At 56.4% G+C, this 12,660-nt stretch carries 21 protein-coding genes; 8 read left to right on the forward strand and 13 right to left on the reverse strand.

Annotation, left to right across the window (positions count from 1 at the left end; genetic code table 11):
- Nucleotides 1–3: 3 nt before the first annotated feature.
- The 8 genes from B5M06_RS13350 to B5M06_RS13385 form a co-directional block, all read right to left on the reverse strand.
- Nucleotides 4–1,269 carry a three-Cys-motif partner protein TcmP gene (locus B5M06_RS13350; RefSeq protein WP_054065245.1) on the reverse strand — a complete coding sequence of 422 codons (1,266 nt, stop codon included), beginning with the start codon at nt 1,267–1,269 and terminating at the stop codon, nt 4–6.
- A gap of 93 nt (nt 1,270–1,362) precedes the next feature.
- Nucleotides 1,363–2,160 (reverse strand): DUF5131 family protein, encoded by a 798-nt coding sequence (locus tag B5M06_RS13355; protein WP_240183928.1) that lies wholly within the window; start codon nt 2,158–2,160, stop codon nt 1,363–1,365.
- A 26-nt stretch (nt 2,161–2,186) separates the two neighbouring features.
- Complete coding sequence (locus B5M06_RS13360) at nt 2,187–2,915, reverse strand: nucleoside/nucleotide kinase family protein (RefSeq protein ID WP_054065247.1); 729 nt, start codon at nt 2,913–2,915, stop codon at nt 2,187–2,189.
- A gap of 12 nt (nt 2,916–2,927) precedes the next feature.
- Nucleotides 2,928–3,641, reverse strand: a complete 714-nt coding sequence (locus B5M06_RS13365) for a hypothetical protein (protein WP_054065248.1) — start codon at nt 3,639–3,641, stop codon at nt 2,928–2,930.
- A gap of 171 nt (nt 3,642–3,812) precedes the next feature.
- The gene (locus tag B5M06_RS17070; protein ID WP_162777358.1) at nt 3,813–3,977 is read right to left on the reverse strand and encodes a hypothetical protein; all 165 of its coding nucleotides are present in this window, start codon (nt 3,975–3,977) and stop codon (nt 3,813–3,815) included.
- A gap of 11 nt (nt 3,978–3,988) precedes the next feature.
- A complete protein-coding gene (locus tag B5M06_RS13375; protein WP_054065250.1) occupies nt 3,989–4,246 on the reverse strand; it encodes a hypothetical protein in 258 nt (85 codons plus the stop codon).
- Between the two features lie 33 nt (nt 4,247–4,279).
- Complete coding sequence (locus tag B5M06_RS13380) at nt 4,280–4,615, reverse strand: hypothetical protein (RefSeq protein ID WP_054065251.1); 336 nt, start codon at nt 4,613–4,615, stop codon at nt 4,280–4,282.
- Nucleotides 4,616–4,904: 289 nt separating this feature from the next.
- Nucleotides 4,905–5,183, reverse strand: coding sequence for a hypothetical protein (locus tag B5M06_RS13385; protein WP_162777359.1), 279 nt, complete (start codon nt 5,181–5,183; stop codon nt 4,905–4,907).
- A gap of 509 nt (nt 5,184–5,692) precedes the next feature.
- Here B5M06_RS13385 and B5M06_RS13390 point away from each other — a divergent pair.
- Nucleotides 5,693–6,073, forward strand: a complete 381-nt coding sequence (locus B5M06_RS13390) for a hypothetical protein (RefSeq protein WP_054065253.1) — start codon at nt 5,693–5,695, stop codon at nt 6,071–6,073.
- A 435-nt stretch (nt 6,074–6,508) separates the two neighbouring features.
- On the opposite strand, the gene B5M06_RS17075 is transcribed toward B5M06_RS13390, so the two are convergent.
- The 4 genes from B5M06_RS17075 to B5M06_RS13405 form a co-directional block, all read right to left on the reverse strand.
- Nucleotides 6,509–6,796 carry a hypothetical protein gene (locus tag B5M06_RS17075; protein WP_162777361.1) on the reverse strand — a complete coding sequence of 96 codons (288 nt, stop codon included), beginning with the start codon at nt 6,794–6,796 and terminating at the stop codon, nt 6,509–6,511.
- Nucleotide 6,797: 1 nt separating this feature from the next.
- Nucleotides 6,798–7,286, reverse strand: a complete 489-nt coding sequence (locus B5M06_RS13395; protein ID WP_080025252.1) for a type II toxin-antitoxin system HicB family antitoxin — start codon at nt 7,284–7,286, stop codon at nt 6,798–6,800.
- A gap of 22 nt (nt 7,287–7,308) precedes the next feature.
- Nucleotides 7,309–7,572 (reverse strand): type II toxin-antitoxin system HicA family toxin, encoded by a 264-nt coding sequence (locus B5M06_RS13400; RefSeq protein ID WP_054065254.1) that lies wholly within the window; start codon nt 7,570–7,572, stop codon nt 7,309–7,311.
- Nucleotides 7,573–7,663: 91 nt separating this feature from the next.
- A complete protein-coding gene (locus tag B5M06_RS13405) occupies nt 7,664–8,329 on the reverse strand; it encodes a S24 family peptidase (protein ID WP_114070875.1) in 666 nt (221 codons plus the stop codon).
- A gap of 62 nt (nt 8,330–8,391) precedes the next feature.
- On the opposite strand from B5M06_RS13405, the gene B5M06_RS13410 reads away from it, so the two are divergent.
- From B5M06_RS13410 to B5M06_RS13420, 3 genes are read left to right on the forward strand one after another with little or no spacing between them, the layout of a single operon-like run.
- Nucleotides 8,392–8,637: a helix-turn-helix domain-containing protein gene (locus B5M06_RS13410; protein ID WP_054065255.1), complete on the forward strand. Its 246-nt coding sequence runs from the start codon at nt 8,392–8,394 to the stop codon at nt 8,635–8,637.
- Complete coding sequence (locus tag B5M06_RS13415; RefSeq protein ID WP_054065256.1) at nt 8,630–8,860, forward strand: hypothetical protein; 231 nt, start codon at nt 8,630–8,632, stop codon at nt 8,858–8,860. The genes B5M06_RS13410 and B5M06_RS13415 overlap by 8 nt, the downstream gene beginning before the upstream one ends.
- A gap of 11 nt (nt 8,861–8,871) precedes the next feature.
- Nucleotides 8,872–9,138 carry a hypothetical protein gene (locus B5M06_RS13420; protein WP_054065257.1) on the forward strand — a complete coding sequence of 89 codons (267 nt, stop codon included), beginning with the start codon at nt 8,872–8,874 and terminating at the stop codon, nt 9,136–9,138.
- 120 nt (nt 9,139–9,258) lie between these two features.
- Here the strand turns inward: B5M06_RS13420 and B5M06_RS13425 are convergent, their stop codons facing one another.
- Nucleotides 9,259–9,510, reverse strand: coding sequence for a hypothetical protein (locus B5M06_RS13425; RefSeq protein WP_054065258.1), 252 nt, complete (start codon nt 9,508–9,510; stop codon nt 9,259–9,261).
- 23 nt (nt 9,511–9,533) lie between these two features.
- Between B5M06_RS13425 and B5M06_RS13430 the strand changes: the two genes are divergently transcribed.
- The 4 genes from B5M06_RS13430 (at nt 9,534) to B5M06_RS13445 (ending at nt 12,572) form a co-directional block, all read left to right on the forward strand.
- Nucleotides 9,534–10,064 carry a phage regulatory CII family protein gene (locus B5M06_RS13430; RefSeq protein WP_054065259.1) on the forward strand — a complete coding sequence of 177 codons (531 nt, stop codon included), beginning with the start codon at nt 9,534–9,536 and terminating at the stop codon, nt 10,062–10,064.
- Between the two features lie 147 nt (nt 10,065–10,211).
- Nucleotides 10,212–10,601 carry a hypothetical protein gene (locus B5M06_RS13435; RefSeq protein ID WP_054065260.1) on the forward strand — a complete coding sequence of 130 codons (390 nt, stop codon included), beginning with the start codon at nt 10,212–10,214 and terminating at the stop codon, nt 10,599–10,601.
- Nucleotides 10,602–10,624: 23 nt separating this feature from the next.
- Complete coding sequence (locus B5M06_RS16875) at nt 10,625–11,731, forward strand: YdaU family protein (RefSeq protein WP_054065261.1); 1,107 nt, start codon at nt 10,625–10,627, stop codon at nt 11,729–11,731.
- Complete coding sequence (locus B5M06_RS13445) at nt 11,721–12,572, forward strand: hypothetical protein (RefSeq protein WP_054065262.1); 852 nt, start codon at nt 11,721–11,723, stop codon at nt 12,570–12,572. Before B5M06_RS16875 ends, B5M06_RS13445 begins: the two co-directional genes overlap by 11 nt.
- The last annotated feature ends 88 nt before the right edge of the window (nt 12,573–12,660 follow it).

Below are 12,660 nucleotides of genomic sequence, written 5' to 3' on the forward strand. Positions count from 1 at the left end.
GTTTTAAAATGAAAATAATTTTTGAGGATATGGCTTTATTAAATCAGTGGATTTAATTGCGACTCTTGGGCTGCGTATTTTTCCATTTTCATCAGTAATCACAATTTCATTTGCATGAGCCAATTGAAGTACTGTTTTTTCAACCATGGCTTTGGTTGCTGGTGTTGAGTTGATTCTCTGTGCAAAGAAGGCTTCAAAGCTGATGCCTTCTTTGGCTTCAGCCAGATAGCGTGGAATTTGCTCCAGCATGGTTTCGATGCTTATTTTTTCGGCTAGGTCATCGAACAAAAATCCTCTTTGAATTTTGTCTTGATCATCAATTTTTGCAGCATAGCCAGTGCTGAACATATCAAATCCTGCACCTCCATGGTGTGAAAAATGATTGTTGTATTTCCAATGTGTAGTTGCCATCACATCGCGTGCTTTAGCGTGTTGTGACAGGTGCAGCAACCAGTAATCCCCATGACCGCGTTCAGGGCGGATAAAAAACGGTGTGAAATATTTGGCCCCTGAACCTTGAATGATGCGCTGGTGCAAATTGCTTTGAACAGTACGGCGGTAGCCAGGCAGGCGTGTTTCTTTATCCAGCAGATCAGCAGGCACAGCATCTGTGATGCCTGTCTTGCGTTCAAAGTCACTCAAATTCTTGGGGTTCAAGAAGTTAATGAGAGAGTCGACGTTGAAGTTGAGAATAACTTCGGCTCCTTTGAACTTTTTGAAAATAGTGTTGATGGTGGCCAGTGGTACCTTGTCATAACCGTATTGATCCAGAATGAATATGGCGCGCCCTGCACGGGGTGAGCGGCGTGCTACTTCATTGATCACAGGTTCGCTGAGCTCGTAAAAGTCACCCGTGAGGGTTTCGATGGCGCCTGAGCGCAGCTTGTCGCCATAACCATGACCGTCAAGCACATAGCGCAGATGGGCTATGGCGGATTCATCGATGTCGATGCAGATCAGTTTGACGTCAAAGTCGATAGGCTTATGCCTTTGCATTTCCAGCATGACGCGGGCTTGTGCCTCTTTAATCGCCTGCAGAATAACGATGGGTGAGCCGGGTACTTCACGGCCTGCTACGTCGCGGTAAAGTCCACCGCCGCAGAAGCCGTCAACAATGGTTAGCTGTACGCGCTCTTGCCCGGGTGCTGTGACCAGGGTTAAAAAATAATCCACAAGATAGTCGCGCAGCAGGTCGTGTTTGACCTGGCTGTGGCGCAAAATTTGTGGTGGAGTGCCTCCCAATACCCATTCGTAGTGCTTTTTTGTCATGCAGTGCGTGGCAGCAATTGCTGCCAGATTTAAGCCGGGGGCTTATTACTCTGCATGACAGTGCCAGAAGTATCAAGCTGTACGATCAAACAGCTAGACAGGGCTAATGCGATTTGCTACGCCATCGGGCATTTCGTCCCATGTGCGGCCGTTCAGTTCGCGGCCATTGGCCGCCTTAGCGCGCTTTTTACCGTCAACTCCCCAGCCGCCCCATTGCTTGAAGAAGAAGGCAACGTTTTGGTCCTCGCACTGTTGCTGAACGGAGAGTGCCCAAGCTTTTTCCATGGGGCGGGCTTTGGGGCCTGATTCACCACCAACGATGACCCAATGGATGTCTGCCAAGTCAAGCTGGCCTACGTCTTCCAGCAATGGCTCAACCGACAGAAAGCGGATGCTGGCGGGCACTTTGCGCAGGTGCTTGATGCGCGGAACACCGTATTTTTTGTCTTCTACCGAGACACCCATCCATGCGTTACTAGGCACACTGCGCTTTTTGAAGAAGCGGGCCATGCGGGCAGCGCGTTTGGTGAGGATTTGGTAGGTGTGCTGCGGTGTTTGCTCAATGACTTGAAAGACGCGCTCTATATATTCGTCTGGCACCTTGTCGTGAAACAGATCCGACATGGAGTTGACGAAGTAGACGGTGGGCTTTTTGCGCTCAATGGGGTCTTGTAAGCGGCTTGGCAGCAGGGTGAGGGCGAAGCCGTTTTCATAGCCTGGGGTGCCCATGGCCTTCAGACGGTATGACATTGCTTCTGCATAGCAGTGCTTGCAGCCGGGCGAGATTTTGGTGCACCCGACAGTAGGGTTCCATGTTCGCTCTGTCCATTCAATGCGGCTGACGGTGGTCATTTGTATGTTTCTCCCAGCGGTGGCGGCGGTTAACGCCATTTGCTCACTTGTTTGTGTTGTCCTGATTAGTGAAGCTGTTCTCCGATGCTATCGGATGAAGCTGCTTCAACGACTCTATGTCTTGGTTTGTTTGTGTGGGCTTTTTGCACCAACTCCCCCCAATGCACCAGCGCCAGCCCCTGCAGGTGCGCAATGTCGTGGCAGTTGATGAGGGTGAGGTCTGGTGCAAATTCCTGGCCGGTGGTGGATGTGGCGTGGCCGGTCTGCACTTCGCTGCCGGGGCGGGTGATGCGCCACAGGTGGCCGCCCAGCTCGCGCAGCATGGCGGCTTCGTCTGGCTTGCGCACGTCGCTGATCACTATGGGCATCTTGCAGCCCACGCTGCGCAGGCGCTGGATGCGCTGGCGCACGGTGTTGACCCAGTAGGCGGGGTTCTGGTGGCGGCGGTATTCAGTGCCCCACCATTCCAAAATGGTGCGGGGGCTGCGTGCTGCCATCAGGTCCAGCGCGTGTCCTTGGGCGGCACAGTGATCCTGTATGCGCTGCACAAAGGCCACGTCACGGCAGTGCACCAGTGCCAGCCAGGGCTGGGGCTGTTCCTTGGTGTTGCGCAGGGCAAGGTCGGTGATGGTGCAGTCAAAGGCTTCTGCTACTTCGGCATAAATGCCGTCACTAAAGGCCATGGTGCGGGCGCCGCAGTGGGTGGCCAGCAGCTGGGCCAGTGTGTCTTTGCCTGCGTTGGCCAGGCCGGTAATGCCCAGCAGGACGGGGGTGAGCTTGTGTGTCTGGTGCATGGTGTGTGTGCGTTAGATGGCCCGTGGGCCGTTGCAGAAGTTTTTGCCCAGTACCAGTGGTTTGCGGCTGGTGCTGGTGCATAGCGGGGCGTTGGCAGGTATGCAGGTGGCAATGCGCTGCACTTGCACATGGGTGGGCCAGATGATTTCTGGCTGGGGCTTGGGCTGTGGCAGTGCATAGGCCGGCTGCGCTGGCTTGCGCAGCACGGGCGTGTATGCGGCAGCGGTGCGCTGCTTGGGTGCCGCCTTGGGCTTTGGGGAGCGCGGCACCACGGTGCGGTGTGGGCGCGTTTTGATGCCAAAGCGGCGCAGCAGCTTGTACATGTACTTCAGCTCAAACTGGCGCAGGGCAGCCAGCTCTGCGGCGGTGCGTGTCTTGGCCTGCTCGGTCAGCTCTGCAATGGCGGCTTCTGTCCAGCGCAGCTGGGTGTTGATGGTGCTCAGGCCGTGCAGCTTGAGCTCCTGGTAGATGGCAGATGTGGTCTTGCCCTCAAGCTCTGCAATCTGCCGCACAGACAGCTGCTTTTTGCACAGCTCGCTCAGGTGCTCATAGCGCGCCAGCTTGGCGCTTTTGCAGGTGGTTTTGAGCAGGTGCAGCTGGTGCCGGATCTGTTTGGGCGTGGCGTGGTGCGCTGTGGCCAGCTCTTTGCAGGTCATGGTTTTGGCCTGGTCGCGCAGCAGCTGGGCATTGCGCTGCCAGTAGCCGTGGGGTTTGGTGGTGGTCATAGGTGCAGCTTGCGGTGTGCAAATTTCAGAGCGCCTAGCGCACGCCGTTGCTCGCTTTCAAAATAGTTTTGAAGTGATGCAAAGGCAGGTCGTGCGCTGGCTGCTTTGGTTTCGATAGCGTTCAGAATCTGCTTGCGCCGCAGGTCGTGGGCGCGCAGCTGGTGCAGCAGTTCATCCAGCGGAGCTGGTTCGCACGGGCTTGGCGCTGATGCGGCGGGCGCTTGGGAAGTGCTGCATGGCGTGGGCAACTGCGGTGCAGCCGCCGTTTGCCAGGGTGATGTATGCGCTGCGGCCCTGGGGTGTGACAACTTGAACATGGTAGGCGCGGGGTTGCATGTGCTCTCCAATCACAAAGAGGGCAGTTCAATGACTTTGTGGCCCAGCCCTGCGACCAGGCGCGTGGGGCGGTTCTGGCTGGGTATGCCGGGCAGCGTGTGCTGGGCGGCGTGGCTGCCACTGCGTTGCCGGGCTTGCTCTTGGGCCTGCAGGCGGCGCTCGCGCTCGATGGTTTCGGCCACGTTGGTGGCGGCGGCGCTGGTGTAGCGAAACGCAGGGCTTAACACGGACACACGGGGCAAAGTCAGGCGGCCGGGGAGGTGGTGCATGGCTGGTCTCCTGTGGGGTGTAAAAAAGCCACCTCAGTGGGCGGCCTGTACGGGCCCCAGCATTGCGCTGTGGCGGCGAAAGTACTGCGTGCCATGCCAGGCAAATGGCAGCAGGCCGCAGCGTTGGCACTCTTTGGCTGTTTCGCGCACCTTGTCGGTGACCAGCACGCTGGCAAAGTGCAGGGCGTGTGTGGTGCTTTCGTCAAAGTCTTGCGTCTGGTACAGGTGTTTCAGTGCTACCTGGTCTGCCAGGTTGTTTAGGTAGAAGGCTAGCCACATGGTGGGGTCTTCCACATCGCTGAACCCAAAGTACTCAGGCGCGTTGGCGCGTATGCGCTGGTGCGCAGCTTCGGTGGTGGTGGTTTGCATGGTCTTTCTCCGTGACGCATGGAATAAGAAAGCCGGTGCCAAGCAAAGCCTGCAGCCTTGGCGTGTCGTGGGAAGTGAGAGAAGGTGGGAGGAGTTGGGCCCACAACCCGGCTTGAAAACTGGGGCGCTAGCCATGGGGTGAGCCTTTTCACCACCACGCCAGCCAAGAGGGAAGCTGGCGCGGCTGACACCCGCAAGGTGGCAAAAAGACTCGCTGCATGGCCCTGCAGCCTGTGCAGGGGCGAAAAAAAGCCCACCGGGTGGTGGGCTGGGGGAGGGCAGTCAGGCGTTATTTGATGCCCGTGAGTTTTGACAGCTCATGCAAGCGTGCATAGCCATTCGCTAGCTTGGATTCAGCATCTTTCAGCCGATCAAGAATTGCTATTCCATCGCTATGCCAGTTGTTGGAAAAACCGATTTGAGCAGGCAGGTTGCGTAGTGCCTGCATATCTCGATTTTTTTGTGCGCTAAGTTCTTCTACTTCTCGGCGCAGCAGGGCTTGCTCACCAGCAAGACGTATAAGTTCCTGTCTATCCATGGCGTGATAGTGCGTCAATTGGTCCTGCACGGCAGTCTCCTTCACTTGAAGCATTTTTTCAAACCCAAACGTCCTGATGCCAAGACGCTTGGGTTTGCGGTGCCCCGCCGCCAGCCCGGCAGCGTGGGCACCATGGCCAGCCGTTACCGCGCCACGGCTGGTGGGCGTCCTGGCCAGCGCGGCTGCTTGGCATATGGGCAGCGGGGTTGGCCTGGGAGTCGTCCTCTATACCGGTCACAGGGCATGCACGGTGCACTTGGCATGGCCTCGCGGTGGGGAGAGGGCGGTTTGCACTTTTTGGTTGCTGCCAGTGCGTACGGGGCAGGCTCCGCAGTCGCAGGCGCTATCGGCAGCGGCTGGCTTTGGTGCTTTTATCCAACAGTTTCGAGAGTGGATAGAAAAGGGCGGGTAGGTTGCCGGTAAGGGTGGAGTCCGCTCTCTGCAATACATTTGAGGATCCAACATTCAAACTTCTTACAGGAGGGACTCCGTCATGCAGGTGCTACGTGCGTCTGCTTTGCAGGAGTGTGGCAATCACAATGACTACCAAGGAATGGATTGAAATCAGCATCCAGATTGCATCGCTAATCTTGACGGCTTGGGCCTGCGTCAACTCTGCCAAGCACCAGCGTGCCCAGATCAGTGCGGCCAAGGCGGCGCAAGAGGCGGCAGACAATCCAATCATCCAAAGGTGGAGGTGGTTCAAGTCGCGGGTATGGGGGTTTGCGCTCATGTGGCTCCTTTCTGTGGGTTGGCTGGTTTATGCAAGCGCGCAGTCAGAGCCGGTCACACGTGTCACCTTGCTTCAGTTTTCGCTGTTGACGATGTGGTGCCTTACCTGCGCATTCATGGTGGTGGTGTTTGCCTTTGTGGCGGCGTTTGTGCCGCTGCGCATGATTCAAGAGGTCATGTCGGGCTAACCCTTCCCTATCCACTCTCTTGTTAAAGACCGGGGCTGGCCCGGTCGATGCCGTGGTGCCCAGCGCATTGCTGCGTTGGGCATAGTATCGGCAAACCGATTATTCATTGCAAGCGGTTTCCCGATAAATTTATAGGTGCACCGATGCCGTTCGTCTGGAATGTCGGATTCGTGCTACAGGGCTGGCGTTTTGAATACGTAAAAAAGCCCACCGGGTGGTGGGCTGTAGGTTGGATGGCTGTGCCGTTTGGATGCTGGTGAACACAGCTTTGGGCTTTGTGCGCCATGTCCCGTGCTGGAGTGGCTGCGGACGGCCACTTCAGTGTTTGTGATGCTGGCTGTGGGATTGCTGCTGGTCTGTGCCTGGTATGAGGATCCAGGTGGTTGGAGCGGCGGGGGTGAGGGCGTAAAAAAGCCCGCTTGCGGCGGGCTTATGCTACGAAGATTTTTTTGATTTTCTTGAAGTTTTTTGTGCAGATATTACAGCGGCATCCAAAATCATTGGTCCTGAAGCATCGTCTGCTACACGGGAAAGGCCAATATCTTGAACGCCTATTATAGCACCTGGAAGGGCTTCGTTTTCTGTCGGTCCAACCACACCAACTCCTACTTTAAAGCCTACAGCTACTTCATATCGGCCTTCTGTAAATTTTGCTTCTCTAATCAATAATTTCCCAATTTCAGTCATTGAGAATTTGATTGTTGGATCTTTTTTTTCAGCCATTTTATTGCACCGTCGATAAATTTCTAAATGCCATTCCGTCAGTCATGCTTGTGCTATTCCAAGATATGGTTTGGCCTGTGCCAGTCGCAGTGCTGAGGCTTTTTTGTTGTTGCACCTGCACAATAATAGTTGTAGAAGGCTTTAATTTATCATCGTTACTGTCAATAAAATTCTTTAACGCTAAATTTGCAATAGTATTAAGGTTTTCACCTTTGGCGCTGGCGATAATGCTTAATTTTTTATGAACCTCAGCAGTTGTGCGAATATTGAAAGAACCGCTGAATGCTTTGTCAGGTGATTTATCTAATTGCTTGCAGGTTTCCAAATAATCATCAACAGCTGCTTTAAATTCATTAGTAAGTTCGCTAACGGTTTCGGCTTCGTAAGTTACTAAATCATTAATATGGAGAATTTTTCCAAATAAATGTTTTTCATTAAGATCAAATTCTACCGACCCGTGATAACCCTTGTAATTGAGAAGTTTATCCATTGCGGTACCTCTTAGAGTGAATTCATTTTTCAGCAATCAATCCCTGGTTGATGAGCTCTTCGCAGACCATCCGAACGACGTATTGTTTGATAACGTTTTGAGGGTGAGGTTCATGCAAAGACAACATGTGACCGCTAGTTTTGTTCACAAATTTACGCCTTGACCCGTTGTTGTTGAGTTGTTCATAGCCTAGGTGCGAGAGCAGTCCAACAAGGTCATCCCATTTCAAATCTGTTGGCACAGGCTTCGCTGTAAGTTTCGCGATCGTTTTGTCGTGCTTTGACATGCCGTGAGTGTTAGGTTGGCCTAGCAGTGTAACTATTTTTCAGTTGCAAAGCCATGAGTTGTTGGTGTTGTCCTAGATGTGCAGAGGGTTCCTACCCATCCTCCCATTTCCCAATCACTGTGCCCAGCACCTTGAAGGGCTCGCGGATGGGCTCGTGGCTGGGGTTCAGGGGCTGCAGCCAGCGGCGGCCGTCTTCGTCTTTGAAGACTTTGAATGTCACCTCATTGCTGCCGGCCAGGCAGGCCACGATGCGGTCCCCGTTCACGGGGGAGCGCCGCTCAGGGTCCACAAAAATAAAGCAGCCTTCCGGGTAGGTGCGTGCATTGCCGGACGGGGCTGTCATGCTGTCTCCGCGCACGCGCAGTACGAATGTGCTTTTGCTATGTGGCACTGGGCAAGCAAGCCAGCGCTCTACTTCTGATATGTCCACAGGATTGCACGCCTCACACCAAGCACCCGCCTGGACCCAAGAAACCAGGGGTACCTTGCCTCTTATGTCTGGACCTGGTTCAACATTTGATCCAGCCCCAACAGGGGTATTCATTTGACCTTCGCCAGTAGCTAACCACAACGCGGAGCAGCCGAGTACGGCCGCCATGACGGGGACATGGCTGGAGCCGTTGCCGGACTTTTCAAGCTCAGCAATGGTTGACTGGCCGATACCGACCTTTTTGGCCAGATCAGCTTGGGTCATTTTTGCCGCTTTGCGTGCTGTTTTAAGGCGTTGGCCGAACTCTGTATTCATAGTGCAAAGCATACGGAATTCCGATAGCGGTAAACCGCTTGTGTAAAAATCGGCAAACCGATATAGTTCATTCCATGCAATGGAAAGACTACATCGCCGAAATCTTTGAAAAGGGGGTTTCTCAAAGCCGTCTGGCGAATCTAGTCGGCTGTGGGCAAACCACTATTTCTGATCTGGCTTCAGGTAAGACCCGTGAGCCACGGTACTCCCTCGGCACTGCAATCCTCGCTATCGGAGAGGGATACGGTGTTGAAGCACCGGATGGCGTGAAGCCAACGATCGTTCCTGAACAGGTACAGAACGGGAGCTCCAATGCTTGATGCGCAGCGTGAGCGAATCCTCAGCGGCCTGCTGTCTGAATTGGGGCCAGCCGTTGACGCATGCACCCCAGATACGCTGGTTCAGGCGCGCGCGGTTCGTCTGTACTGGCAGGCGCGTGCGCTGAGCGTCAAGGCCGTCACTTTCCAATCTGATCCCCTCGGCCCACTGCTGCAGCTGGAGGCGCTGAGCGCTGCCCGCTGCGCGGCCGAGGTTTTGTTGTAGGAGTGCGTGATATGACGACTGAGCACATAAGCGTGCACCTTGATGGCCTGGATGCCATGGTTGCAGACCTGCAATTACTTGCCAATGCGGCGGAGCGTTCGGTGAAGGTCCGCAATGCTCTTGTCGATTTTTTTGGCAGCGGTGTCCAGACTTCTGGTGTCGATGTTCAGCGTTGTGCCACATCCGTTGCAGGTGAGCTTTGGATTGAGGCGAAGCTTTGCGATCGTCTCGCTGCGCTTGTGTCCGCAGTTCGGGCAGGGGATGTCGATGCGCTGTGAGTCTAGGATGCCCATGGTTGTGTCCGCTCTCCGTGGTTCGGTGGTTGGTGTAGGAGCCTCCATCGTAGCCACGGGGTGTGCAGGCGCCATATCGGGTGTTGCGGCTGTGCAGCATGGCGCTTACCCCACAACGATGCCTTGCAAGCGGCGCAGTGCGGCGACTTCTTCGGGCTTGGCGCTGCCGGTGGTGATCATTTTGGCTGTGCAGATGTTCAGCCAGTGGTTCATCCGTTCTGCGGTGAAGCCGCGTGGCTCGCATTCCAGGACTGTGGCCAGCTGGGCCAGAAATTCTTCCAGCGCTGTGACGCGTAGTTGCAGGGCTGCAAATTCTTCTGCGCTTGGTGCTGCGGTTGGTGTGGGTGCTGTTGCCATGGTGTCTCCGAAAGGGGGGGCTGATGACAGGCTTTAGTTTCATGGCGGCTGCGGTGCCGGTCTATGGCGAAAACGCGCCCAAGGCCGACATTGCCCGTGGCATGGATGTGCTGGATGCCGCCTTTCTGATTGCGCAAGAGACGCCTGGTGGTGTTGGTGCTCTGGCGCAGCGCATGGGTGTGTCACCTAACACGCTGCAGCACAAGCTGAACCCCAATAACAGCACGCACCACCTGACGTTGAAGGAGGCTGTGGCCTTGCAGGTGGTGTCTGGCCTGCCTTATGTGCTGCATGCCATGGCGGCCCAGCTGGACCATACCTGCCTGCGCAGCCGCCCTGATATGGCAGAGGGCGATGCCTGGGAGGCTTTTCGCTTTGTGCAGCAGGCCATGGGGGACTTCACCGCTGCAGCTGCAGATGCCTTGCGCCCTGAGCGCGGGGCGGTGAGTGCCAATGCGCTGCGCCGTGTGGAGCATGAGGCCAATGAGCTGATGGCCGGTATTACGGCGCTGGTGAACACGGTGGCTGCAAGGGCTGCCAAGCGCGAGGTGTAGCCATGCGCGCGATATCTCAAAGTTTTTCCCCCCTGACTTTTCCCATGCTGTGCTGCGGGTGGCTGCTCATGTCTCCGGCAGCGTCAACACGCTGCAGTGCAGTGGTCGGGGCTTTTTATTCCTGCACTTCGATATCGGAGGTGAACTATGCAAGCTGAGTCGATGGCTGCTATGCCTGTGGCAGCTGCTGCCGCTGCTGGTGGCGGTGGGGTGGCGTTTGTCACTTCGCTGGATGCCAAGGCACAGGCGTACTGGGGGCTGAGCCCCAAGCTGATGGCCCAGTTTCAGGGCCGTTTGCTGGCGGTGTTGATTGAGCAGCACCGCCAGGGGGTGGTGAATATGTCTGCCAAGGAGCTGCGCACGGCGTATTTCAATGCGACGGGTGCGTGGGTGGATATGTCGAGCATTTCCAGCACGGTCAATGGCCTGGTGAAGGCGCGGCGGGTGGAGCGCCTGCAGGTGCTGCGCAAGTGCAGCGTGACGGGCCACGATATCACGCCTATTCGGGCGGTGCCGCAGCAGCAGGCGCTGGTGTGAGTGTGGGGCGGAGGCAGAAAACGATGAATCACTATCCCCACCATATTGGCGACTTCAACACGGCCACGCGGCATTTGACGCGGCTGGAGCGCTCGATATATCGCGATGCGATCGAGTTTTACTACGTGACTGAGGAGGCGCTGGATGCTACGGACTTTGACCGGCTGGCGCGCAGGCTGTGCTGCCAGTCTGAGGAAGAGAAGCAGGCGCTGAAGTATGTGCTGGATGAGTTCTTCGATCTCGATATCGACGCTGAGCGGTACGTGCAGCCACGGTGCGAGCGTGAGCTGCAGGAGTACCGCGAGAAGGTGGCGGCGAATGGCGCTGTGAAGGATTCGGTGAACCGCCGCCAGCAGGTGCACAGGCAGCAGCGTGCAGCCATGTTTGAGGCGCTGCGCAAGGTGGGTGTGCATTTGTTGTGGAATGCGCCGATTGCTGAGGTGCGTGCTGCTTTCAATGAGCATTGCAAAGGGGTTGACCTGTCACGGACCTGTCACGCACCTGTCACGGCTAACCATTCCCCATTAACCAATACCCATAACCAAAACTTACCCCCCAACCCCCCTGCAGGGGGGGCTGTGACGGGTGAAGCAGTTGAGTCTGCCGAACAGTCTGCTGAGCAATCCGGTGAGCAGGAGGGCGCAGAACTGGCAACCAGCAAGGGCTTGAAGCTGGAGAACCCTGCGGCCACGGTGAGCAAGCTGATGGGCTTTTTCCCTGAACACCGGCGCACTCGCGTCATCGAGGTAGCCCGCATGGTTACGCGCCTTGTGGAGGGTGGTGCGGTCACAGAGCAGCAGTTGCTGACGGCTGCGGCTGCCCAGTCCGCGGCGCTGTGCCGGGATGACGGCAAGGCCTGTCCCAGTGTGTTGCGCTGGCTGAAAGAGTCGCGCTGGCTGGATGCGTCGCAGGCCGTTCCAGCACCCGTTACAGGTGGCGTTACAGGTAGCGTGACAGGCGTTACAGGTGTCGCAGGTCAGTGGCACGAGACCCGTTCTGGCATTGAGCTGATGGGGCAGCAGCTTGGCTTGGGCGTGTGGGATGAAAGCAAGGACAGGCTGTTCAGTGTCTATGAGGCCCGTGTGATGCAGGCCTATCGGAATCAGTTTGGAGGTCTGAATGCACATTAGGTTGGGTGCCAAGGTGATTGGGCAAGCTGAGGCGCTGCGTGTGCTGCACGGTTTAAGCGGCAGGCAGATGGCCGTGGCTGCTGCCAAGGCGCTCAATGACGTGGGCTTTGAGGTGCGCAGGGCGATGCAGGATGAAATGCGTGTGGTGTTCAAAGACCCGACGGATTACATCCTGCGCAGCCCACGGTTCAAGCGGGCCACGCCAGAGCGCCTGAGCGTGACCATCGAGCCTGCCTACATGGGCCGAGCCAAGGGAAAGGGTGGAGATGGTGTTGACCCGCAGAAGATTTTGAATGCCCAGGCGTGGGGTGGTCGGCGCCGTGACAAGCGCAGCGAGGTGGCATTGCGCCGCGCGCGCATCCTGCCCAATGGCTACCAAACTGTTATCCCTGACGAAAAATACGGTGGTCCATTCCCTGGGAGCGACGATGGTAAGGGCAACCTGAGGGGGGATTTTCTCAAGAAGCTTCTCAGCTACTTGCAGTCATTTCAAGGCGGTGGTGCAAAGGTGAACATGTCCGAGAAGGGCTATAAGCGCATCCACAAGAACAGCCGCAAAGATGACATTCCCATGGGGCAAAAAGGGTGGACCAAGCATGTGCGTGGCCAGCGCTTTTTTGTCAGCCACGGTTCTAAGGGGGGGAGAGGGCAACATCTGCGCCCTGGTATCTGGGCAGTCATGGGGCATGAAGGGATGGAAGTGCGTGCTGTGCTGCTGTTCGTGCAGCAGGGTATCTACACACAACGGCTGGACATGGACAAGGTGGCCAAGCGTGCAGACGCCGAGAACTACCTGGCCAAGCGTGTGCGCTTCCGCATTCGTGAGGCGGCAGGCGTATGAGGGCGGCGGCTGTCATGGTGGCTGGGGTGCGCGGGTCCTTCCCGGCAGCCTCGGACGCGGGTAATTCGCGCCGCGCTGTCTCAGTGTT

It is taken from the genome of Comamonas kerstersii (genome assembly GCF_002056725.1).
GTDB classification, from domain to species: domain Bacteria; phylum Pseudomonadota; class Gammaproteobacteria; order Burkholderiales; family Burkholderiaceae_C; genus Comamonas; species Comamonas kerstersii.

What these genes read in the sequence shown, in the direction of transcription:
- B5M06_RS17075 (WP_162777361.1), bottom strand. Translation starts at nt 6,796, where the DNA reads ATGGCTGAAAAAAAAGATCCAACAATCAAATTCTCAATGACTGAAATT.
- B5M06_RS13380 (WP_054065251.1), bottom strand. Translation starts at nt 4,615, where the DNA reads ATGCAAACCACCACCACCGAAGCTGCGCACCAGCGCATACGCGCCAAC.
- B5M06_RS13365 (WP_054065248.1), bottom strand. Translation starts at nt 3,641, where the DNA reads ATGACCACCACCAAACCCCACGGCTACTGGCAGCGCAATGCCCAGCTG.
- B5M06_RS13410 (WP_054065255.1), top strand. Translation starts at nt 8,392, where the DNA reads ATGCAATGGAAAGACTACATCGCCGAAATCTTTGAAAAGGGGGTTTCT.
- B5M06_RS13445 (WP_054065262.1), top strand. Translation starts at nt 11,721, where the DNA reads ATGCACATTAGGTTGGGTGCCAAGGTGATTGGGCAAGCTGAGGCGCTG.
- B5M06_RS13435 (WP_054065260.1), top strand. Translation starts at nt 10,212, where the DNA reads ATGCAAGCTGAGTCGATGGCTGCTATGCCTGTGGCAGCTGCTGCCGCT.
- B5M06_RS13355 (WP_240183928.1), bottom strand. Translation starts at nt 2,160, where the DNA reads ATGGCGTTAACCGCCGCCACCGCTGGGAGAAACATACAAATGACCACC.
- B5M06_RS17070 (WP_162777358.1), bottom strand. Translation starts at nt 3,977, where the DNA reads ATGCAACCCCGCGCCTACCATGTTCAAGTTGTCACACCCCAGGGCCGC.
- B5M06_RS13360 (WP_054065247.1), bottom strand. Translation starts at nt 2,915, where the DNA reads ATGCACCAGACACACAAGCTCACCCCCGTCCTGCTGGGCATTACCGGC.
- B5M06_RS13420 (WP_054065257.1), top strand. Translation starts at nt 8,872, where the DNA reads ATGACGACTGAGCACATAAGCGTGCACCTTGATGGCCTGGATGCCATG.
- B5M06_RS13400 (WP_054065254.1), bottom strand. Translation starts at nt 7,572, where the DNA reads ATGTCAAAGCACGACAAAACGATCGCGAAACTTACAGCGAAGCCTGTG.
- B5M06_RS13375 (WP_054065250.1), bottom strand. Translation starts at nt 4,246, where the DNA reads ATGCACCACCTCCCCGGCCGCCTGACTTTGCCCCGTGTGTCCGTGTTA.
- B5M06_RS13430 (WP_054065259.1), top strand. Translation starts at nt 9,534, where the DNA reads ATGACAGGCTTTAGTTTCATGGCGGCTGCGGTGCCGGTCTATGGCGAA.
- B5M06_RS13425 (WP_054065258.1), bottom strand. Translation starts at nt 9,510, where the DNA reads ATGGCAACAGCACCCACACCAACCGCAGCACCAAGCGCAGAAGAATTT.
- B5M06_RS13390 (WP_054065253.1), top strand. Translation starts at nt 5,693, where the DNA reads ATGACTACCAAGGAATGGATTGAAATCAGCATCCAGATTGCATCGCTA.
- B5M06_RS13395 (WP_080025252.1), bottom strand. Translation starts at nt 7,286, where the DNA reads ATGGATAAACTTCTCAATTACAAGGGTTATCACGGGTCGGTAGAATTT.
- B5M06_RS16875 (WP_054065261.1), top strand. Translation starts at nt 10,625, where the DNA reads ATGAATCACTATCCCCACCATATTGGCGACTTCAACACGGCCACGCGG.
- B5M06_RS13415 (WP_054065256.1), top strand. Translation starts at nt 8,630, where the DNA reads ATGCTTGATGCGCAGCGTGAGCGAATCCTCAGCGGCCTGCTGTCTGAA.
- B5M06_RS13350 (WP_054065245.1), bottom strand. Translation starts at nt 1,269, where the DNA reads ATGACAAAAAAGCACTACGAATGGGTATTGGGAGGCACTCCACCACAA.
- B5M06_RS13405 (WP_114070875.1), bottom strand. Translation starts at nt 8,329, where the DNA reads ATGCTTTGCACTATGAATACAGAGTTCGGCCAACGCCTTAAAACAGCA.